Here is a 20933-nt window from a genome sequence, read left to right as displayed (position 1 = left end):
ACGGGCGCTGGGCGATGGGCACGACGCTCCTCGCATGAGTCCTCTTCCACAACACGATCATCCGTACGTGAGCGAGTTCACGCCCAGCGCCCAGCGCCCAACGCCCAACGCCCAACGCGGCAACGCCCAACGCCCAGCGCCCAACGCAGCCGCGGACGTCTCGGTGCTCGTCCCCGCGAACAACGAGGCCGAGAACCTGCCGCTGTTCATGGAGCAGGCGGCGGCGGCGTTCGCATCCTCCTCGTGTTCGTACGAGGTCATCGTCGTCGACGACGGCAGCAACGACCGCACGTGGGCCGTGCTGCAGGATCTCACGAGCAAATACTCATTTTTGCGGCTGGCGCGGCATCGCGCCAAGCGCGGCATCGCGGACGCGCTCCGCACGGGCTACTTGAGTGCGACCGGCGGCGTGCTGGTGTTCTATCCGGCCGACCTGCAGTTCAAGCCCGAAGACATCCCGCGCCTCTGCGCGCCGATTCTCGCCGGCGAAGCCGACATGGTCACCGGCTTCAAGGAAGGGAAGTACGAGAAGGCATTCGTCTCGCGGGTCTACAATGGCTTGAGCCGGCTCCTCTTTCACGTGCCGGTGAAGGATTTGAATTCCGTGAAGGCGTACCGGCGCGAGATCATGGACATCCTTCCGGTGCGGCCCGACTGGCACCGCTACATGATCGTGATCGCCGCCGCGCAGGGATTCACGGTAACCGAAATTCCCGTCCCGCTGTATCCGCGCCATGCCGGCCGGTCCAAGTTCGGACTGTCGCGCATTCCCGTGGGCGTGCTCGACATGCTCTCGGTGTGGTTCGAGCTGCGCTTCGGCCAGAAGCCGCTGCTGTTGTTCGGCATGCTCGGCGTCGGCATCGTCGCGCTGAGCATCGTGGCCAGTCTTGGCCTGCTGTTCACGCGTGAAGGCGTCCGCTCCCTGTGGACGCTCATTCAAACCGCGCTGGTCCTGGGCAGCATTCTGTTCGCCACGGGCATCTTGGGCGAGATGATCGCCGGCCAGCGCGCCCAACTTCGCGAGATCCGGCGACAGCTCGACGAGCTCGCCGCCGAGCGTGTTAAAGATCGATAATAATGAAAGTATTATTTCTCACGCATAGCTTTCCCCGGCGCGCCGGGGATGCCCCCGGGTCGTTCGTTCTCCGCCTGGCCACCGCGCTTCGCGGCGAGGGCATCGAAACGAGCGTCGTCGCCCCTGCCGCCGCCGGCCTGGCGCACGAAGAGTCCTTCGACCGCGTCCACGTCGAACGGTTCCGCTACGCGCCGCGCCGCTACGAGACGCTCGCCTACACGGGCACCATGGCCTCCCAGGTCCAGCAGTCCTGGAGCGCCAAGGTCACCATGCTCGGCTTCCTGGGCGCCGAGTTCCGATCGGCGGTCAAGGCACGCCGAGCGTTCGAGCCCGACATCGTGCACGCGCACTGGTGGTTCCCGAACGGACTGGTCGGCACCTGGCTCGGCCGCATGGCGAACAAGCCGCTCGTCACGACGCTGCACGGCAGCGATGTGCGGCTCGCGCGTTCGGTCGCGTTCTCGCGCCCCGCGTTTCGTCACGTCATGCATCACTCCGCCGCGGTGACCGCGGTGTCGCGCTGGCTGGCGAACGAAGCGCAGGAAGTCGTTTCAGCGCCCGCGCCGATCGTGGCGCCGATGCCCGTCGCGACGGACCTCTTCTCGCCCGGCGGCTCTCGCGAAACGAACACGCTCCTGTTCGTAGGCCGGCTGAACAAGCAGAAGGGAATCGAGGTGCTGCTCCACGCGATGAGCCGCCTGCCGAACACCGACGTGCGTCTCGACGTCATCGGCGACGGCGAAGATCGCGCGACGCTCGTCGATCTCGCGACCGCCCTTGGAATCGGCGATCGCGTGACGTGGCATGGGGCGCTGCCGCAAGCGAAGCTCGCGGATTTCTATCGGACGGCCACGGCGCTCGTCGTTCCGTCGGTCGGAGAAGGCCTCGGCCTCGTCGCGGTCGAAGCGCAGTTGTGTGAGACGCCCGTCGTCGCGTTCGATTCCGGCGGACTGCCGGACGTCGTGCAGCACGATCGCACCGGCGTGCTGGTGAAGGACGTCGATGCCGGTGCGCTGGCCGCGGCGTTAGCTTCGTTGCTGGAGCGGGACGATCGGGGCGCCGCGTTGGGCGCGGCGGCTCGCCTGCATGCCCTCGCCACCTTCGCCCCCGAGTCGGTTGCCCGACGCTACGCCGACGTCTATCGCACCGCCATCGCCAGCGCGACGAAATAAGCGCTGGCGCGCCGCACAGATCGCGCTCGGCGCGATCGTGTTGGTGTACATCGGACGTGCGCTGACGAAGAACTGGCGGAGCTTTCGCGCCGAGTCGTTCGACGTTCATCTGACGTGGTCGTATCTGGTCGCGTCGGCGGCGGTCGTCCTGCTGACGTACGCGCTCCTGGTGGACGTGTGGCGGCGTATCGTGCGCGCGTGGGGTGCGGAGCTCGGCTTCGTCAACGCGGTACGCATCTGGGCCGTGACGAATCTCGGACGGTATCTCCCCGCAGGAAACCTGATTCAGATCGCGGCCATGGGGGACATGGCTCGGCGTGTCGCCGTGCCGCCGGCCGCGGCGATTGGATCGTCGTTGCTCAGCAACCTCGTCGCCATCCCGCTCGGATTCGCTGTCGGGATTGCCGCCGGGTTTCGCGCGATGAACGACGTGTCCAACGGGCATCGAACGCTCGGCATCGCTGTCACGTTTATCGTGTTGGCGGGCGTGCTCGCGCTGCCGGTGATCCTTCCGCAACTCACCGCGATCGCCGAACGAATCACCGGCCGCTCGCTACAGCTCGGCACATTGCCGATGCGCGCGGTGTATGTGGCCGTCATCGGAAACCTCGTTGCGTGGTTGCTATACGGATGGGCCTTTCAACTCCTCGTACACGGTGTCTTGGGACGGTCCGAGGGAACACTCTCCGACTACGTCGCGGCGTACGCGCTGTCCTATGTGATGGGTTATCTTGTCTTTCTCTTGCCGAGCGGAGCCGGCGTCCGCGAGGCCGCGCAAATCACGGTGCTCACCACGTTGAAGTTGGCGACGAGTAAAGAGGCCCTACTGATATCCGTTGTCTCGCGCCTGATGATGACGATTCTCGAAGTCCTTCCCGGTTTGCTTTTCATGGCCACCGGCACACGATTCCGACCTCCACGCGATGGCACTCTCACGAAACTCTGATGTGACCGCGGCGCCGGGCCCCGACGACCTTCCGGCGCCGCGTTTCGCGACCGCGTGGGCGGCGCTCGTCTACTTCGTGAGCACCATGCTGCTCGCGTATCCGGCGCTGGCGGGGAAGTTCCTCGTCAACCCGTGGAACGACCAATACATCGCCGGCTATGCGTTCCGCGATTTTGCCGCGCAGTGGCTGCGCTCGGGCCGCGGCTTCCCGCAGTGGAATCCCTATCTCGTCGGCGGCCTGCCGTACATCGCCGCCATGCACGGCGACATTTTCTATCCCACGTTCCTGCTCCGCATGATCCTGCCCACGGACAAGGCGATGACGTGGGAGTTCGCCATCCACCTGTTCCTCGCGGGACTGTTCACGTACCAGTTCCTGCGCGCGTGGCGGATGGGCTTCTACGCGGCGCTGGTCGGTGGCCTCGCGTACATGCTCGGGGGATCGCTCGCCGGTCTCGCCTCACCCGGACACGACGGCAAGCTGTTCGTGAGCGCGTTGACGCCGCTGGCGCTGCTGCTCCTCACCCGCGCCGTGCGCGACGGACGCCTGTGGGCGTGGGGCGCCTTCGCGTTCGTCGTCGGGCTCGCGTTCCTGTCGCCGCATCCGCAGCTGTTTCAGTATTTCCTCATACTCGCCGGCTGTTTTACGCTCTACGTCGCGCTCGGCGACCATCCCGGATTTGGCAAGCTCGCACGCGACGTCGCGATCAAACGAATCGGCCTCGCGCTGGCCGCGGTGATGGTTGGGATTCTCATTGGCGCCGTGCAGTTCTGGCCGGGACTGATCGAGTACAAGCCCTGGTCGCCGCGCGCCGCGGGCCATGATTGGGCGACGGCGACGAGTTTTTCATATCCGATCGAGGAAGTGCTCAACTGGTATTGGCCGCAGTTTACGGGAATTCTCCAGCAGTACTGGGGACGCAACGCGCCGTTTCACTATCACAGCGACTATTTCGGCGTCGTGGTGCTGATGCTCGCGGGTCTCGCCTTCGGATCCACCGGCCGCAAAGGGTTCCGCCGCTTCTGGTGGATCACGGGACTCGTGTCGCTCATCTGGGCATTCGGCGGCTATACGCCGTTCTATCACATTCCGATGGCGCTCGTCCCCATGACCAAGTATCTCCGGGCGCCGAGTACGATCATCTACATCACGGCGCTGAGTGTGGCGGTGTTGGCGGCGCTTGGCACCGAGCGGCTGCTCGCTGGTCGCGTGTCGCCGAGGTATGCGGCGATCTGGCTTGCCGCGGCGGGCGTCTTCGGCGTCTTGATGTCGGTGGGCGGCTATACGGCGCTCGCGAACGCCGTCGCGTCGACGATCGACGGTGGGTACATGCCGTCCGAGATGCATTCCCAGCTGCTCCAGGACAACACGCGCGACGCGATCCTTGGCGTGTGGCGGTCGTTCATTTTCGTCGCACTCGCGGCCACCGCGATCTGGGCGTTCATGACGGATCGTCTCAAACCGAAGGCGGCCATCGTGACGATTGTTTTCTTGGTCGCCGCGGATCTTTGGTCGATCGAACGGCTGTATTGGCTCTTCATGCCGCCCGCGTCCGTGACGTACGCGACTGATCCCGCCATCGAAGCGATCAAGGCGGATATCGCGAAGTCCGGTCCGGGACGAGTGCTCAATCCCGCGTTCGGTAGCGGCTTGGTCACGGAAGGAGGAAAGCCGGATCGCACGTTCTCTGGCGATCATTTGATGATCCACGGACTGCGCCTGGTCGCCGGGTACCAGGGGAACGAGCTCGGGATGTACGACGCGCTCATGGGACCGCCAGAGGAAAACCGCGAGCTCTCGCCGGCATTCTGGCGCCACGAAAACGTGCAGTACTGGTACAGCGCGGCGGACGATTCGACGATGATGAAGATCGCCGATCAACTGCACGTGTCGCTGATCAAGCTTGCCGGGCCTGTGCGCAACGTCGTCGGCTCCATGGTTTACTCATATAAGATCGCAAACACCAATCCGCTGGCGTGGACGGCGACCGCGATCGTCAAGGCACCGCAAAACCAGGCGCTCGCGACGGTGCTCGACCCGCGCTTCGACCCCGCGACGGTCGCGATCGTCGATACGACCGCGCGCGACATCGCCGGAATTCAGATTTCCTCGCTGCCCGCCGCGGCGACCGGCACCGTGAAAGTGACGTCGTACGAACCCGGGAGCATCGACCTTGCACTCGATCAGCCGGCCAGCGCGGGACAGGCGCTGGTGGTGGCAGAGAATTACTTTCCGGGTTGGCACGCGACGGCCGACGGGAAGCCCGCGCCGTTGGGCCTCACGGATTTCAACTTGATCGGCGTGGCGCTCCCACAGGGCGTCAGGACGGTCTCGCTGCGGTTTACGGACGCCGCGTATGAGAAGGGAAAGGTCGTCACACTGGTCGCGTTGGTGATCGCGGTCGGTGCCTGGATTGCCGGCGCGCTCCTGGAGCGACGCCGGTCGAGCGCATCGGCTTGACGACGTCGTCATGGCAGGCGCAGGCGCGGGGCAGGTCGCGTGCAGCACATTCGGTCAGGAGAGTGGTTGATGTTCCAGGTTTCGTTCAATCGTCGTCAAATTCGCAGCGCGGCAACGCTTGCCGCGCTGATTTCGCTCGCCGCGCTTGCCGCCTGCGGTGACTCTACCGGGCCGGCGCAGTCGTCTTCGACGACACCGCCGCCGCCGGACGTCACGCCCGCGTCCATCACGTCGAACGTCACGACGCCGCTCACGGGAGTTGCGGGCACGCAACTGAACACGCCGCTCCAGGTAACGGTATTGAACAAGGCGGGACTGCCGATCGACACGACCGTCGTCACGTTTGCGGTCGCCAGCGGAGGCGGCACCTTGAGCTCGACCAGCGTTCGCACCGACGTCAACGGCAAGGCCGTCACCGTCTGGACGCTGGGTCCCAAGACGGGAACGCAAACGGTTACGGCCACCGCGGGCACGCTCTCGCCGGTCACATTCACGGCCACCGCGTCGGCCGGCGCGGCGAAGAACATCACGAAGAACTCGACCGATCCACAGACCGCTGTGGCCGGCGCGAACGTCGCCGTTCCACCGTCGGTGAAGGTCACGGATCAGAACGGCAACCCCGTGGCCAGTGTGACCGTCACGTTCGCGGTCGCGACCGGTGGCGGCAGCGTCAGCGGCGGTTCGCCCACGACTGACGCGAACGGCGTCGCGACCGCGGGCAGCTGGAAGCTGGGACCGACGCCCGGAACGAACACGGTGACCGCGACGGTCACCGGCATCACGACGCCCGTGACGTTCACCGCGACGGGCACACTTGGCGCGGTCGCGTCGGTGAAGATCACGAATACGGCGCCGTCGCTCACCATCGGCCAGACGTTCACCCTCACCGCGACCGCTGCCGACGCGAACAACAACGCCATCACGAACCCGACGTTCACGTGGACGTCGTCCAACACCGCGGTGGCCACGGTCAGCTCGACCGGAGTCGTCACGGGCGTGAGCGGCGGGACCGCGGTCATCACCGTGACGTCGAACGGCGTGAGCGCGCAGCAGACGGTGACGGTGATCGGCGGCCCGTCGAGTCCGACCGGAGAAACCGCCGTCAGCATGTCGAGCTCCATCGGCGGCGTCGCGATCGCCAATAACACCGCCTACGTCGCGCGATCGTCGGTGGGCAAGGTAGGCATCGTCAATCTCACGACGGCGACGCTCGATTCGAACATCGACGTCACCGCGGGATCGAATGGCAGCGCGGTGGACGTCGCCGCGAGTGCAACCGGGAACGTCATCGGCATCGCGGTCGCCGGCCAGAACGATCTCCTGTTCGTCAACGGGGCGACGAACACGCCGACCGGCGATACGGTCTTCTTCTCGGCCACGCCGGTGAAGATGGCCATCACCTCGACCGGATCGAAGCTGTTCGTCGATCTGAACAGCTTCCAGCTCGAGGTCGTCGATCCGTCAACGCATACCGTGACCGCCGAGGTGCCGGTGGGCGGTACCGCCACGATCATGAAGGTGGCACCGGGCGACTCGCTGCTGTACATCGCGACGCGATTCAGCCTGTTCGAGATCTCCACGCAGACCAACGCCATCAAGCGTAATCTCACGAACAGCGGCGCGCCGACGGGTATTGTGGACTTCGCCGTGACACCAGACGGGAAGACGATGTTCATCGCCGACGGCTCGAACACGGTGACCGTCTTCCAACTCGCGCCGGGCGGAATGCCGAACGGGACGATCACCGGCTTCAGCTCCGGTCCGATCAACGCGCTCGCGGTAACGCCGGACGGCAAGCAGCTTTGGGTCGCGCAGAACCAGCCGATCGGCGCGACGACGCAGGGCACTTACATTCTCGATATCTCGAGCAACACGCTGCCGACGGTTCCGCCGCCGAACACCGCGTTCGGCGCCCAGCAACCGGTGCGGCTCCTCTTCACGCGGCTCGGCACTACGGCGGTCATCGTCGATGCGGCCCTCAACCAATTGGTGATCTCGAAGTAAATGTCCGAGTCCGCCATCGACGGACGAAATGAACATGCAGGCGAGGGCGCGCTCGTTCCGGAGCGCGCCCTCGTCATAGTTCCGACGTACAACGAACGCGAAAACATCGCGCGCCTCATCGAGACGGTGCTCTCCCAGGACACTCGGCTCGAGTTGCTGGTGGTGGACGACGGTTCGCCCGACGGCACCGCGGGGATCGTCGAGGCGATCATGGCGGGGAATGACCGCGTTCACATTCTCGAGCGGCCGCGGAAGATGGGCCTGGGGACCGCGTATATCGCGGGGTTTCGCTGGGCCCTGGCGCACGGGTACGACTTCGTGTTCGAGATGGACGCCGATTTCTCCCACGACCCCGCGCATTTGCCAGGTTTTCTGCGGGCCATCGAGGGGGCGGATCTGGTGCTCGGCTCGCGCTACCGGGAGGGCAAGGTCACGATCGTGAACTGGCCGATCAGCCGTTTGCTGCTCAGTTACTTCGCGAACGTGTATGCGCGCGGTGTGACCGGCTTGCCTATCTGGGACGGCACCGGCGGCTTCAAGTGCTTTCGCCGTTCCGTGCTGGAAGCGATTGATTTGAATAAGGTTGTCTCGAACGGCTACGCATTCCAGATCGAGATGAGCTTTCGGGCGTGGAAGAAAGGCTTCAAGATCGTGGAGATTCCGATCGTCTTCGTGGATCGGACCGAGGGTCAGAGCAAGATGTCCAAGTCGATCGTGTACGAGGCGATCGGCATGGTCTGGCGCTTGAGATGGTGGGCGATCACCAAGCAGCTCTGATCACCTCAACTACTGAGGGGAAAGCATGATCCCGTCCGGCCGGCCGTTCTACAAGATGAGCGGCTCGGGGAACGACTTCGTGATGATCGACGCGCGCGCCGAGTCGCGGGGGTCGCTCGCGGAGCCGTCGGTGATTCAGCGCGTGTGTGCCCGCGGCACGGGTGTGGGCGCCGACGGCATCGTCTTTCTCGAACCATCGTCGGTCGCCGATGTCCGGCTCACGTATCTCAATGCCGATGGTTCACCGGCCGACTTCTGCGGCAACGCCACGCTCTGTACGACGCGGTTGGCGACCGAGTTGGGGATGGCCGACCCGGCGGCACTGTCGATCGAGACCGACTCAGGCGTGGTGGCGGCGCGGATCCACGACGGCCTCCCTGAAATTGATTTGCCGAAGGTGGCTGACGTCGAGGCGGATCTGTCGGGCGAGATCCCACCGGAGGCCGGCGAGCGCCGGCTCGGGTATGCGATGGTGGGTGTTCCGCATCTGGTCATTCGCTGCAACGACGTGTCGACCGTGGACGTGGTTGGCCGGGGCAGGCCGTTGCGGTCGCATCCGGCGATGAAGGATCACGGCGCGAACGTCAACTTCGTATCCCATGAATCAGACGGTCGCTGGCGGTACCGGACATACGAGCGCGGGGTCGAGGCCGAGACGTTGGCGTGTGGAAGCGGAGCGGTGGCGACGGCGATTCTGTTGACGGTTTGGGGCGAGGCTGTCCGGGATCGCCCCGTGGAGATCGAGACACGATCCGGAAAGCTGTTGCGGGTGACGTTGACGGAATCTCTTGGCGGTTGGGTGCCGAGTTTGGCGGGCGAGGGGCGTGTGGTGTTTGAGGGAATGCTTGCGGAGGTGTAGGTCAAATCGTGGTAGCGTCGTGGTTTACGATGAGCTGGACTGATTTGGTGGGGCTGGTGGGGCTGTGGAGAACTGAGTTCTCCACATTCTTTCCCCGGTTGTAGTTTACATAATACATCTTATACGAACTAATCTCAATTGGCGACAGAAAGGCGCCAACTGATGCTGGCGCCTTGATGGTTCGCTACTGCGCTTGTCGACCGACCACTCGACAACGAGCTCCGCCGACCACCCCCGAACTACTTCTTCGCCGTCGACACCGTCAGCTCTCCCAGCCGCACCCGCGCCTCGGCAGACATCGACTGCGCCTTCGGATCATCGGCCAGCGCCGACCAGATCTGGCGTGCCTTCGTCGTGTCGCCGGCCGACTGATAGGTCCGCGCCGCCTTGGCCTTGTAGAACGCTTTCTCGGTCTCGAACCCGGTCGCATCTGCCGCGGACTCGTAGTGCTTGGCCGCATCCGCCAGCTTGCCTTCCTGCGCATACCCGTCGCCCTCGAGGCTCAGGATCGTCGCAGCCATCGCCGATGCCGCCCGCGAGCCCTCGACCTTCTGGAGCGTCGAGATGCCGTCCTGAGGCTTGCCCCCGTCGAAATTCAGCTGGGCCAGCAGCATCGCCGCCTCGACGCCCGAGGACGTCGAGCCATAGCGCGTGTAGACCGTTTGCAGGTCGCTCTGCGCCAGTTGGGGATTCCCCGCGCTCAACGACTGCTTGGCGTTCATGAGGGCTCTGGCCGCGTTGGCGGCGGTGACCTGTGCCTGGCGCTGGTAGAACCAGAAACCGGCCGCCGCGATGACGACCACGACCGCGCCCGCCGTCAGGTACTTCGAGTTGATCCGCGTCCAGTCCAGGAACGTCTGGGCATGGTCGGCCGCTGTTGCGCGTTCGGTATCGGTCCGGTTCGGTTCGGTGCGTACGCTGGTCATGTGGCTAGCTACGAGAATGGTGGTTCGGTTGAAAGGCCTGCCGCTGAATGTGCCCCTGCAATGCTCTGCAATGCTCTGGAATGCTCTGGAATGCTCTGGAATGCCCCTGGCGTGAGTCGAACACGCGACCAACGGTTTAGGAAACCGCTGCTCTATCCATCTGAGCTACAGGGGCGACAACGACTGCCGAATTGGTCCCCGGTAGTACGATCCATTCGCAGCCTGTTAAAATAGCGAAGCCGCGGCCAAGATGCGAGTTGGCCACGGCTTACGCCATTGAGCTTGCACGATCGCTGCCGTTCGCAGCCGCTCACCACCGGCCGCTGGTCCGTTCACTGACCCAGTGTCACGTGCGCCGGATCCATTTCCCCCGTGTAGTACGACAACACGGTCTGCTGCAGGATCAGGTTGTTCCGCGCATTGGTCACCGCCGTCGCCGCCTGCACTTCCGAGGTGCGCGCCTGCGTCACTTCGACCAGCGTTGCCGCGCCGGCCTCGTACCGCTTCTCCGTCATGTCCGCGGCCTGGCTCGCTGCCGTCTCCTGCGCCTGCGCCGCCGCAAGCTGCTCGCGCGCGGACGTCAGATCGAGGTACGCCTTCCTGACGTCGAGCGCCACCGCCTGGCGTTCGCTGTCCAGCGACAACTTCGCATTTTCCGCGGCGATCTGCGCCTTCTGCTCGGCGATCGCGGTCGCGCCTCGATCGAAGAGCGGCACGGAGATGCCGACGCCGATCGAGCCGCCGCTCCGCTGGTTCAACTGACTCGCCAGCGACAGATCCGCGGCGCTGCTGTACGCGCTGTTGTAGCCGCCCGTCACCGAGATGGTCGGCAAGTGTCCCGCCTTCGCGGCCTTCGCGTCCTGAGCCGCCGCGTCGACGCGCGACGCATTCGCTTTGAGATCGGAACGATGCGCGTAGGCGCGCGCCACCAGGCTGTCGAGATTGAACGTCTTCGTCGTATCAACGGCGCCGAGTTTTGGCGCGACAAAGTCGTAGGCTCCCGCGGGATCGAGCTGCAGCGCCTGAATGAGGTCGATCTTCGCCAACTCCACCGCGCGACGCGCCTGCGCCACGGCGAGCTTCGCGCTCGCGACCGCCGCCTGCTGTTGATACAAATCGGACAGCGGACGCGAACCGGCGTCCACGAATTTCTGAATGAGATCCTGCTGCGCCTGCTGCGTGGTCAGATTCTGATCCTGCACGGCGAGCTGCTGCTGCTGGTTCGCCAGCGCGACGAAATCCGTCGCGACCGTGAACACCGCCGTCTGCTTCGAGCGCGCGAGGTCGCTCGCGCTCGCCTGCTGATTCGCTTGCGCGGCGCGAATCGACGCCTGCGTCTTTCCGCCGTCGAACAGCGTGACGCTGCTCGAGAGGCCGGTGTTCATCGACTGCGTCGTCTGGGTGCTCAAGTCACCCGTCGCTTGATCGAACGTGTGGCCGAGATTGTTGGCGCCGCTGACGTTGAGGCTCAGGTTGGGCAGCAATTGCATCTTCTGCTGCCGCACCGTCGCGTCGTTCAGCTCCACGGTATTCTCGGCCTGCTGCACGGCGACGTTCTGCTTGAGCGCGATCGCCATGGCGTCGTCGAGCGTGATGGATTTCCCGGATGGCGCGTGCTGCGCCGCCAGCGGGGCGGCCAACCCCGCGGCGAGCGTCAGCAGACTGATATTACGAAATAGTGACATGTCACTGTCCTCATTTATGAATGCAAGGCGTTGTGCTGTTGTGCCGGAGATTGTTCCTCGCTTCGGCGCTTCGCACCTCCGCTCGGAATTCCGCCGAGATAGTTACTGCGGCGCTTCGCACCTCCGCTCGGAATTCCGCCGAGATAGTTACTGCGGCGCTCCGCTCCTCCGCTCGGAATTCTGCGCTTATGCATGCGTGGAATTCCGCGTTTCTACTCGTAGCGCAACGCCTGTATTGGATTGAGACCGGCCGCCTTTCGCGCCGGGTAGTAGCCGAAGAACACCCCCACCGCCCCCGAGAACCCAACCGCGACCGCCACTGCCGAGAGCGGCGTGGACGTCGCCCAACCCGTGAAGTGCGCCAGGAGCGCCGCACCGGCGAAACCCGTCGCCAATCCAATCACGCCGCCCAACACGCTCATCACGATGCTTTCCACCAGGAACTGCGTCAGCACGTCCGAGCCGCGCGCGCCGATCGCCATGCGAATGCCGATCTCCCGCGTCCGCTCCGTCACCGACACGAGCATGATGTTCATGATGCCGATCCCGCCCACGAGCAGCGAGATCGATGCGATCGCCGCGAGCAGCGCCGACATCACGCGCGTCGTGCCGCTCATCGCGTTCGCGATCTCGGTCTGATTGCGCACGGTGAAGTCGTCGTCCGCACCATTCAGATGATGCGCATCCCGCATGATGCCCGCGATCTCATCCTGGGCGGCGCTCATCTGGTCGGCGGTCACGCTCGAGGCGAGGATCTGGCCAATGCGCACGTTGCCGCTCAACCGCGTCTGGGCCGTCGTGTACGGCATGAGAATCACGTCGTCCTGGTCCTGCCCCACCGCGTTCTGTCCTTTCGCTTCCATCACGCCCACCACCGTGAACGGCACTTGGCCAATCCGAATCTGCGCGCCCACCGGATCGGCGCCGTCGCCGAACAGATTCTTCACCACCGTGGCGCCGAGCACCGCGACTTTGCGCGAGGACTGCACGTCGGCGTCGGTGAAGAAGTCGCCGGCCGACACATTCCAGCTGCGAATTGCGGTATAGTCGGTCGACACGCCGTTGATCGACGTGCGCCAGTTCGTACCGCCGGCGATCGCCTGCGCCTTCGTCGACACGACCGGCGACACACCCGACACGAGCGTCGCGTTCTGCTTGATCTTCACCGCGTCGTCCACGGTGAGCTTGTTGAATGAGCCGGCGCCCTGGTTCACGCCGCCCGGCGTGCCGGAGCCAGGCATCACGATGATCAGGTTCGTTCCGAGCCCGCCGATCTGCGACTTGATCTGTTCCTGCGCGCCGTTGCCGATCGCGACCATCACGATCACCGCGCCGACGCCGATCACGATGCCGAGCATCGTGAGGAGCGTCCGCATCTTGTTCTTGAGGATGCTGGCGGACGCGACGCGCAACAATGTTCCCTGTTTCATGCTGCCTCCTCGAGACCGGCGGCCAGGCCGGTGACTTGGTCGCCGAGCGGCGCGGCGTCGAGCGCCGCGAGATCGTCGGCCGCGCGCCGGCGGTTGGCCACCGCGTGATCGCGAATGATTCGCCCGTCGCGCACTTCCACGATCCGTTTGGCATACGCCGCCACGTCGGGCTCGTGCGTCACGAGAACGATTGTAATACCCTGCTCATTCAACTCTTGAAACAGCGCCATCACTTCGACGGTCATGCGGCTGTCGAGGTTGCCCGTCGGCTCGTCCGCCAGGAGCAGCGTCGGACGCGTGACGAGCGCCCGGGCAATCGCCACGCGCTGCTGCTGGCCGCCCGACAGCTCGCTCGGCTGGTGATCCAGCCGTTCGCCGAGCCCCACCCGGCGCAGCGAATCGGCAGCGAGTTGCTTGGTGTCCAGCTTCCGTCCGCTGCGGTCGTAGAGCAACGGCAGCTCGACGTTCTCGAGCGCCGTCGTGCGCGACAGCAGATTGAAACCCTGAAACACGAAGCCGAGCTTCTGATTGCGAAGGTCGGCGAGCGCGTTCTTGCTCAACCCCTCCACCTGCGTGCCGTCGAGCGCGTAGCTGCCTTCGGTCGGCAGGTCGAGACAGCCGAGGATGTTCATGAGCGTCGACTTGCCCGAGCCCGAGGTGCCCATGATCGCGACCATCTCGCCCCGCTCCACGGTGAGATCGACTCCGCGGAGCGCGAACACTTTGTTCGCGCCCATGGTGTAGATCTTCTTCACGCCCGAGATGTGAATGACTGGTGCGTTGCCCTTGTCGTTCGTCATGATCGTCATCTCCTTAGCCCCGGCGTCCGCCACCCATCGAAGGGCGGCTCGGCTGGAACGGATTGCTCGTCGCTGCTGGCGCCGCCGGCGCGGTCGTCGTCCCCGCTTCGCCGATGGCCGTAATCACCTGCTCGCCTTCGGCGAGACTCTTGCCCGTGACCTGCGTCCGCACACCGTCCGTCATTCCGACGCGAACCCGAACCGGATGCGCCGCGCCTTGTGCATCGACCGTCCAGATGGTCGCCGCGGTGGGACGCGTACCGGTTCTCGCGGCACCACCACCCGCACCCGATGGACGCGCGCCCCCATTCTGCTTCGCACGCTGCTGCCACTGCGCACGCTGCGCCGAGTCGGGCTTGGTCGCCGTCGAATCGGAAGCCGTGCCGGACTGCGCGAGCATCTCCGGCGTCGCCTTCACGCGCAGTGCCGCGCTCGGAACAGTGAGGACGCTGTCGGCCGTCCCCGTCACGAACTGCACGGTCGCAGTCATGCCGGGCAACAGCTTGCCGGTCGTGTTCGCGACGCTGATGACCGCGGTGTAATTCACCACGTTGTCGGTCGTGGTCGACTGCAAACGCACCTGCTTGACCGTTCCCTGAAATTGCTGATTCGGATATGACTGCACCGTGAAGCTCACCGCTTGACCTTCCTTGATCTGGCCGATGTCGCTTTCGTCGACCGACGCGAGGATCTGCATCTCGGACAGGTCGTTGGCGATCAGAAAGAGCTGCGGCGCCGAGAGACTCGCGGCCACCGTCTGGCCAACGTCCACGTCGCGCTCGACGATGACGCCGTCGATCGGAGCATAGATGTCCGTGTACGACAGATTCTGTTTCGCGCGATCCAGCGCGATCTGCGCCGACTTGACCGCCGCCTGCTGCACCGAAAACGTCGACTGCGTGGTGCTGAACTCCTGCGCGGTGATCACCTTCGCGTCGAAGAGCTGCTTCTCGCGCGTAAAGTCGTCCTGCGCCTGCGTCAGCTGCGCCTGCGCCTTCTCGAGCTGCGCCTGCGCGTCCTGCACGGCCTGCTGCTGCAGCGTCGGATCGATGCGCGCGAGAAGCTGGCCCTTCTTTACCTTGTCATTGAAGTCGACGTATACCTGGGACACCTGCCCCGATACCTGCGTACCGACGTGAACCGTCTGTACCGCGTTCAGGGTACCCGTCGCGGACACGGTTGACTTGAGCGTGGCACGCGTGATGGGGGCGGTACGATACGCCGCGGGCGTTTTGCCTTCAGCGCGACTGTAGAACCAGGCAGTTCCACCGAGCATCGCGACGGCTACGGTTGCGGCTGTAAACTTGATCTTGTTCATGTGGGCCTCGTCGTTGTCCGTGTTGTCGTATGTGAGACGCCGGCCGAGGAGCGTTGCTCCATGCTTTGTCACCAACGGCACTTCCGTGTCACGAAATGCTTGAACAGCGCGACGAGCAGCTGAGCCGTGGAATCTTCCGGCTGAGGCCGGGTGAGATTCTCGGGATTGTGTTGTTTTGGGCGTTCCTCGCCGCACTCACGGCGACGGGCCGGCTGCTCGATCCGCGCATACCGGAACTGCGTCCGGACATCAGCGCCGCACTGATCTCGCTGGCGTTCATCGAGTACTCGGTGTGGGCCGCGGTGACGTTTCCGCTGGTCGGGCTCGTCAATCGGATGAGTGTGAGCCAGATGCCGCGCCCGCTACGCGGCGTGCTGTTGATCCTGCTCGGACTCGCCGTGGCTGTGGCCGTCAGCCTGTTACTGTTCATCGCTCGAGGTCGCTTATTGCCGCGGCCGCCGGGCGTCGCCGTTGGACCAGGCGGGCGGTTCAGCTGGTACGCCGTCATCTTCCGCGGGGAATTCGTCGGCGACCTCATCGTGTATTGCGCTGTGCTCGGCGCCGCATTCGCCCGGAACTACTTCCTGCAGTCGCAGACGCGGCTCGCCGAGACGCGACGATTGCAGGCCGAGACGGCGCAGCTGCACGCGCGATTGGCGGAGAGCCAGTTGTCGGCGCTGCGTGCACAGCTCAATCCACATTTTCTTTTCAATACACTCAACGCCATCTCGAGTCTCGTCGAGCACGACCCGCGTGGCGTGCGGCGCATGATCGCTCGGTTGAGCGAGCTGCTGCGTCATACGCTCGACGCATCGACGGATCAGGAGATTCCGCTCGCCCGCGAGCTCGATCTGCTCGAGCGATACCTCGACATCATGCGCATTCGGTTCGCCGATCGGCTGGACGTCACGATCGATGCGCCGAACGAAGTGAGAGCCACGCTGGTGCCCAATCTCATTTTGCAGCCGCTCGTCGAGAACGCCATCCAGCATGGCGTCGCGCAAGTGGACGGCACCGGACGCATTGCGGTGCGCGCGGAGCGACGTGGCGACGATGTCGTGCTGACGGTCCGCGACAATGGGCCGGGGCCTGCGGGCGCGACGCGCGACGGAGGCGTTGGCCTGCGCAATACCGTAGCCCGGCTCGAGCAACTTTACGGCGCGCGGCAACGATTTTCGTTGCAACCGGCGAAAGAAGGCGGCGCGATTGCCGAGGTCACCCTGCCCTTCCACGTCGCGAGTGCGCCATGAGCGGGGCGCAAATTCGCGTGTTGGTCGTGGACGACGAACCGCTGGGCCGGCGCCGCATTCTCGATCTCTTGTCGCACGAAGACGGCGTTGAAGTCGTCGGTGAGGCGGCGACTGGCTCCGAAGCGGTCGAAGCGATTCGACGGCTGCATCCGCACCTCGTTTTCCTGGACGTGCAAATGCCGGGCATGACCGGTCTGGACGTCGTGCGCACGATCGGCGTGGACGCGATGCCGGCGACGATCTTCGTCACCGCGTACGATCAGCACGCGTTGCAGGCGTTCAACCTCGCCGCCCTCGATTATCTCGTGAAGCCGTTCGATGATGAGCGCTTCGAGCAGGCCTTCGCGCGCGCGCGTCGGCTGGTGAGTCTCGAAGAGACGCAGCGCTTGCACGAACGGCTGATGGCGGTGCTGCAGCCGGGGCAGTCGCTCGCGCCGGACAGTCACACGACGCCGTCCCCGTTTGCCGATCGCATCGCCGTCGAGTCGCGCGGAAAGGTGACGTTCGTGCCGGTCGTCGAGATCGACTATGTCGCGGCGAGTGGGGCGTACGCGGAGCTCGTCGCCGGAAATCGCCGCCATCTCATTCGGGAGTCGATGCAGTCGCTCGAGGATCGTCTCGATCCTGCGCACTTCATGCGCATTCATCGGTCGGCGATCGTGCAGCGCGACCGCGTCGCCACACTGCTCAAGGCCGCCGGCGGCGATTATGAGGTGCAGCTCAAGGACGGAACGCGGCTTCGGGTCGCGCGCTCGCGCCGCGAAGATGTGGAGCGGTGGCTCGGCGCAGTGTGATCATCTGATTATGGCGGGCGATTCTTGATGAATCGACGCGGGACTTGCACATGCCGTCGGAGCGCAGCACACTTCCGCGCCCTCCTCGTCTGTCGATAGCCCCTCGTTCCGTTCCTTGAATGCCAACTCTCGTATATCTCGTCCACGGAATCGGGTGCGGAACGGCCAGCGGCCAACCGAATCCCACGCAGCCGGCGTGGTCCGCGGGGCCGCTGGCCGCCATGCAGTGGATCGCCAACACGTTTCAGCTCACGCCGCCGGTCGTCGTGAACGATCCGACGAAGCCGCCGGCAGCGGCGCAATCGCCGGACTCGACGTGGCTCATTCCGATCTCCTACTACCAGGTGTTCGACGAGTTTCGCGCGTCGAGTGCCGATCGCGCCGCGCTGACGAAGAAACTCGCCGGCAGCGTCATGGCCGACGCGGACATCACGCGCCTCGCATCGGTCGATTTCCTGTGGGCGAACTGCCTCGACGTCCTGATGTGGTGGATCGATACCGCGCAGACGCGAAACTGGGTCACCACGAAGATTCTCGCGGCGATCACGGGTGCGGACCAGGCGGCGCGAAAGATCGCCGGCGGCGCTCCCGTGCGACACATTCTCGTCTCGCACTCGCTCGGCACGGCGGCAACGACGTGGGCGCTTCGCTATCTCGACGATCAAAGCGGCTGGATTCAGCGCGGCGGATTCGATGCGTGGTTCACGCTGGCCAACGTCGCGCCGTTCGTGCTCGAGCTGCCGCAGGTGTACGACGTGCCGCTCATTCCCGGCATGAACGGTTCGCTTGTGTCGGGCTACATGTACAACGCGCGACAGGAGTTCGATCCAATTCCGTGGCTGCTCTTCGGCCGGGCGTTCGATCCGTCGAAGACCAGCGTCGCGTCGGCGCAGTGGAAAGACGCGATCTCGAACGGCATGTATTCCCTCGTGCAGACCAAGGGCATCGCGGCGCCAAAGTCGTTCAGTCCCGCGATCTCGGATGTTCACGGCTTCGCGAATTATCTCATGGCGCCGGAAGTCGCGCTGCCATTGGCGACGTTCATTCGCGGGGAGGCGTTCACCGACGCCGAGAAAACGAAATTCAATTGGCCGGCGGTTTGGGATTCCCTGCCCGCGCTTCGGTGCACGAATGATCCGGCGGCGTACGACAAGCTCGGCGCCGAGGTCAAAGCGTTCGTCGGTGGGCAGTCGTCGACGGCGCTCGCGAATGCCGTCGACTCCAAATGGATCGGACGTCTGCTCGATGCGCTGCAGATCGTCGCCCGCGCGACAGGACGATGCTGAAGCTCCGGTCGCTCCACGCCATCGCGGGCATGATCGCGTTCGGACTGTTCACGCCGCCTGTCCGAGCACAGCTCGTCCGTCAGTGCACGAGCGGCAGCCCCGTCGCCCCCTCCGGCGCACCGCAGAGCGTCGTCGACGCGCTGCAACGTGTGACGTGGCGATCGTCGCTCGCGGACTACACCGCCATCATCGCGAAGGATGGTGCGTTGGCCGCGTTCGATTCACTCGACGCGCGTTCGCGCGCGCTGCTGCTCCTGTCGGGCGATGGCGGCGGACGCTATGCGGCGGACACCGCAAATCTCCATGCACGAATGGCCGCGTTGCGCACGGTGCTGATCCAGGCGCTCGCGGTTCGGGACACCAGCCGCGTTTCCTATTTCGGCGATTTGCGCCCGATCACGACGTTGAATCCGAATGAAGTGCTGTTCGTGTTGCAGGGCGCTGCTCGGACGCGCTTGACCTTCGATCCCGCGGCGCCGATGCCGGCGATCGCGCTGTGCGCGTCGTCGATGAGCGCGTGGATGTTGCTCGACTTCGTCACCGCGCCGCTCCTCAGCGCATCGGCCGCGGATTTCGCGACTGCGCTGCATCGCTGGGATTTGTTCGTGCAGCGCGGCTACTCGATGACGTTGTGGGAGCGGCTCGGCGCGTCGTGCCGTCTTGGATTCGCCGGATGGATCGTTTCGCCAACAACGATGGCGTCCGGTCGTTGCGGCGAGAAGCTGCAACGCCTCGGGCCGCCCACGGCGCAAACGATTTTCATGCATCCAAGTGCCGGCATCATGCCCGTGCGTGATTCGAGCGGCTCGTTTCGTTCGATCACACTTGTCGAGGTATACGGTTTCGTGTTTCATCGCTATACCGCGACGTCGATACAGAGCTTCGGGCTTGGCGGCGTGATCGCGTACGCGGACCAGGGACCTGTGCGCTACGGTGTCGTGCTGCACACGCCGCCGGGAGCGATCACGCTTGTCGACGCGCGCGGGCCGAATGCGAAAGCGCATCGCGTGATCGTCAGCGCCGACGTGCTTGGATGGATGACGTCGATGCGCGACAAAGCACGCAGCGTCGAGGCGGTCGCGCTAGGGATTGTCGCGTCGCAGAAGCTCCCGTGAGATGCGGGGCACGTCGTGAACTTCGTGAGTCGTCGAGGGGTTCGTGTCGCATCACCTACGAGCAGTCACCACCCATCCTTGCACGAGGTTCGTCATGCGTAGTCCGATCAGGTATGCGATTGGAGTCGGAGCAGTGGCGTTGTTTGGTGTGGCTTGTAGTGACGCAGGTCCGACGGCGCCGAGCGGTCCGGTGATTGCCAGCGCGTCGTTCGGGAAGAACCCTGGGGCCGGCCCGGGAGGCAATGGCGGTGGTGGAGGCGGCGGCGGAGGAGGCGCGGCAAACTGCGGCCAGCCGTTGGTGACGTTGGCGCACGGCGCGCAATTCAGCCGCGGGTGCTCACAGCTGTTTGGCTGCGGCTACTTCCCCGTCAACGCGGCCGCGCGCGCGCTGGCGCCGAAGGGACTCGACGCGAACTGCAACATCATCGTGTGATCGCCTCGGCTCGATACGGTGCAGACAAAGTGGACCGTATCGAGCCAGGCATCAGTACTCGATCAAGCGCGCGGCCCGCGTTCCCTCGAGCCGCTCGAGGCCGGGCAGGAACCTGAGCGCCATCAAGAACGAGAATCCGATCACCGACGCGCCGAGCGATTCGACGAGCCGTTTTGTGGCGGAGGCCGTGCCGCCCGTCGCGAGCACGTCATCGACGACAAGCACCCGCGAGTCGCGCGCGCACGCGTCGGCGTGAATCTCGAGCGCGTCGGTGCCGTACTCCAACTGGTACTCCTCCCGCCGCGTCGTGTGCGGCAGCTTGCCGGGCTTGCGCACGGGAATGAATCCCGCGCCAAGTCGCTGCGCGACAGGTGCGCCGAGTATGAATCCGCGACTCTCGATCGCGACCACGTGGGTGACGCCGGCGCCGGCGAATGGCTGGGCCATGGCGTCGGTCGACGCGATGAAATCCGCCGGCGACGCGAGCAGCGGCGTGATGTCCTTGAAGACGATTCCCGGCTTGGGATAATCGGGAATGTCGCGAATCAAACGCTTCACGCGTTCTTGCAGGTCACCGGTGACAATCGCCGCGGGCATGCGCG

18 protein-coding genes and 1 tRNA gene are annotated in these 20933 nt (G+C 64.9%); 12 read left to right on the top strand and 7 right to left on the bottom strand.

What is annotated here, in order from left to right; translation table 11 throughout:
- The first annotated feature begins 34 nt into the window (after positions 1 to 34).
- The 7 genes from VN706_19215 to dapF all read left to right on the top strand — a co-directional run bounded on the left by VN706_19215 (position 35) and on the right by dapF (position 9294).
- Positions 35 to 1075: a glycosyltransferase gene (locus tag VN706_19215; protein HXT17775.1), complete on the top strand. Its 1041-nt coding sequence runs from the start codon at positions 35 to 37 to the stop codon at positions 1073 to 1075.
- 2 nt (positions 1076 to 1077) lie between these two features.
- Positions 1078 to 2247 carry a glycosyltransferase gene (locus tag VN706_19210; GenBank protein HXT17774.1) on the top strand — a complete coding sequence of 390 codons (1170 nt, stop codon included), beginning with the start codon at positions 1078 to 1080 and terminating at the stop codon, positions 2245 to 2247.
- Positions 2192 to 3193, top strand: a complete 1002-nt coding sequence (locus tag VN706_19205) for a lysylphosphatidylglycerol synthase transmembrane domain-containing protein (GenBank protein ID HXT17773.1) — start codon at positions 2192 to 2194, stop codon at positions 3191 to 3193. Before VN706_19210 ends, VN706_19205 begins: the two co-directional genes overlap by 56 nt.
- On the top strand, positions 3171 to 5654 hold the full coding sequence (locus VN706_19200) for a hypothetical protein (GenBank protein ID HXT17772.1): 2484 nt from the start codon (positions 3171 to 3173) through the stop codon (positions 5652 to 5654). Before VN706_19205 ends, VN706_19200 begins: the two co-directional genes overlap by 23 nt.
- 69 nt (positions 5655 to 5723) lie before the next feature.
- A complete protein-coding gene (locus tag VN706_19195; protein ID HXT17771.1) occupies positions 5724 to 7658 on the top strand; it encodes an Ig-like domain-containing protein in 1935 nt (644 codons plus the stop codon).
- A complete protein-coding gene (locus VN706_19190; GenBank protein ID HXT17770.1) occupies positions 7659 to 8435 on the top strand; it encodes a polyprenol monophosphomannose synthase in 777 nt (258 codons plus the stop codon).
- Positions 8436 to 8460: 25 nt separating this feature from the next.
- On the top strand, positions 8461 to 9294 hold the full coding sequence (gene dapF, locus VN706_19185) for a diaminopimelate epimerase (protein HXT17769.1): 834 nt from the start codon (positions 8461 to 8463) through the stop codon (positions 9292 to 9294).
- A gap of 239 nt (positions 9295 to 9533) precedes the next feature.
- Here dapF and VN706_19180 read toward each other — a convergent pair whose 3' ends face one another.
- From VN706_19180 to VN706_19155, 6 genes are all read right to left on the bottom strand, one after another.
- On the bottom strand, positions 9534 to 10220 hold the full coding sequence (locus tag VN706_19180; protein ID HXT17768.1) for a tetratricopeptide repeat protein: 687 nt from the start codon (positions 10218 to 10220) through the stop codon (positions 9534 to 9536).
- A gap of 101 nt (positions 10221 to 10321) precedes the next feature.
- Positions 10322 to 10395 (bottom strand) — tRNA-Arg (locus VN706_19175).
- A gap of 157 nt (positions 10396 to 10552) precedes the next feature.
- Positions 10553 to 11905 (bottom strand): TolC family protein, encoded by a 1353-nt coding sequence (locus tag VN706_19170; GenBank protein HXT17767.1) that lies wholly within the window; start codon positions 11903 to 11905, stop codon positions 10553 to 10555.
- A gap of 212 nt (positions 11906 to 12117) precedes the next feature.
- Positions 12118 to 13335 (bottom strand): ABC transporter permease, encoded by a 1218-nt coding sequence (locus tag VN706_19165; GenBank protein ID HXT17766.1) that lies wholly within the window; start codon positions 13333 to 13335, stop codon positions 12118 to 12120.
- A complete protein-coding gene (locus VN706_19160; GenBank protein HXT17765.1) occupies positions 13332 to 14135 on the bottom strand; it encodes an ABC transporter ATP-binding protein in 804 nt (267 codons plus the stop codon). The genes VN706_19165 and VN706_19160 overlap by 4 nt, the downstream gene beginning before the upstream one ends.
- Positions 14136 to 14148: 13 nt before the next feature.
- Positions 14149 to 15525, bottom strand: coding sequence for an efflux RND transporter periplasmic adaptor subunit (locus VN706_19155; protein HXT17764.1), 1377 nt, complete (start codon positions 15523 to 15525; stop codon positions 14149 to 14151).
- A 23-nt stretch (positions 15526 to 15548) separates the two neighbouring features.
- Between VN706_19155 and VN706_19150 the strand changes: the two genes are divergently transcribed.
- From VN706_19150 to VN706_19130, 5 genes are all read left to right on the top strand, one after another.
- Positions 15549 to 16703 carry a histidine kinase gene (locus VN706_19150; protein ID HXT17763.1) on the top strand — a complete coding sequence of 385 codons (1155 nt, stop codon included), beginning with the start codon at positions 15549 to 15551 and terminating at the stop codon, positions 16701 to 16703.
- On the top strand, positions 16700 to 17497 hold the full coding sequence (locus VN706_19145; GenBank protein ID HXT17762.1) for a LytTR family DNA-binding domain-containing protein: 798 nt from the start codon (positions 16700 to 16702) through the stop codon (positions 17495 to 17497). Before VN706_19150 ends, VN706_19145 begins: the two co-directional genes overlap by 4 nt.
- 119 nt (positions 17498 to 17616) lie before the next feature.
- On the top strand, positions 17617 to 18783 hold the full coding sequence (locus tag VN706_19140) for a hypothetical protein (GenBank protein HXT17761.1): 1167 nt from the start codon (positions 17617 to 17619) through the stop codon (positions 18781 to 18783).
- Complete coding sequence (locus VN706_19135) at positions 18777 to 19898, top strand: hypothetical protein (GenBank protein HXT17760.1); 1122 nt, start codon at positions 18777 to 18779, stop codon at positions 19896 to 19898. Before VN706_19140 ends, VN706_19135 begins: the two co-directional genes overlap by 7 nt.
- A gap of 94 nt (positions 19899 to 19992) precedes the next feature.
- Complete coding sequence (locus tag VN706_19130; protein HXT17759.1) at positions 19993 to 20331, top strand: hypothetical protein; 339 nt, start codon at positions 19993 to 19995, stop codon at positions 20329 to 20331.
- Positions 20332 to 20382: 51 nt separating this feature from the next.
- Here VN706_19130 and VN706_19125 read toward each other — a convergent pair whose 3' ends face one another.
- Complete coding sequence (locus VN706_19125) at positions 20383 to 20928, bottom strand: adenine phosphoribosyltransferase (protein ID HXT17758.1); 546 nt, start codon at positions 20926 to 20928, stop codon at positions 20383 to 20385.
- Positions 20929 to 20933: the final 5 nt, after the last annotated feature.

This window comes from Gemmatimonadaceae bacterium (assembly GCA_035606695.1).
Taxonomy (GTDB): domain Bacteria; phylum Gemmatimonadota; class Gemmatimonadetes; order Gemmatimonadales; family Gemmatimonadaceae; genus JAQBQB01.
This window is presented reverse-complemented; position numbering and strand designations above follow the sequence as displayed.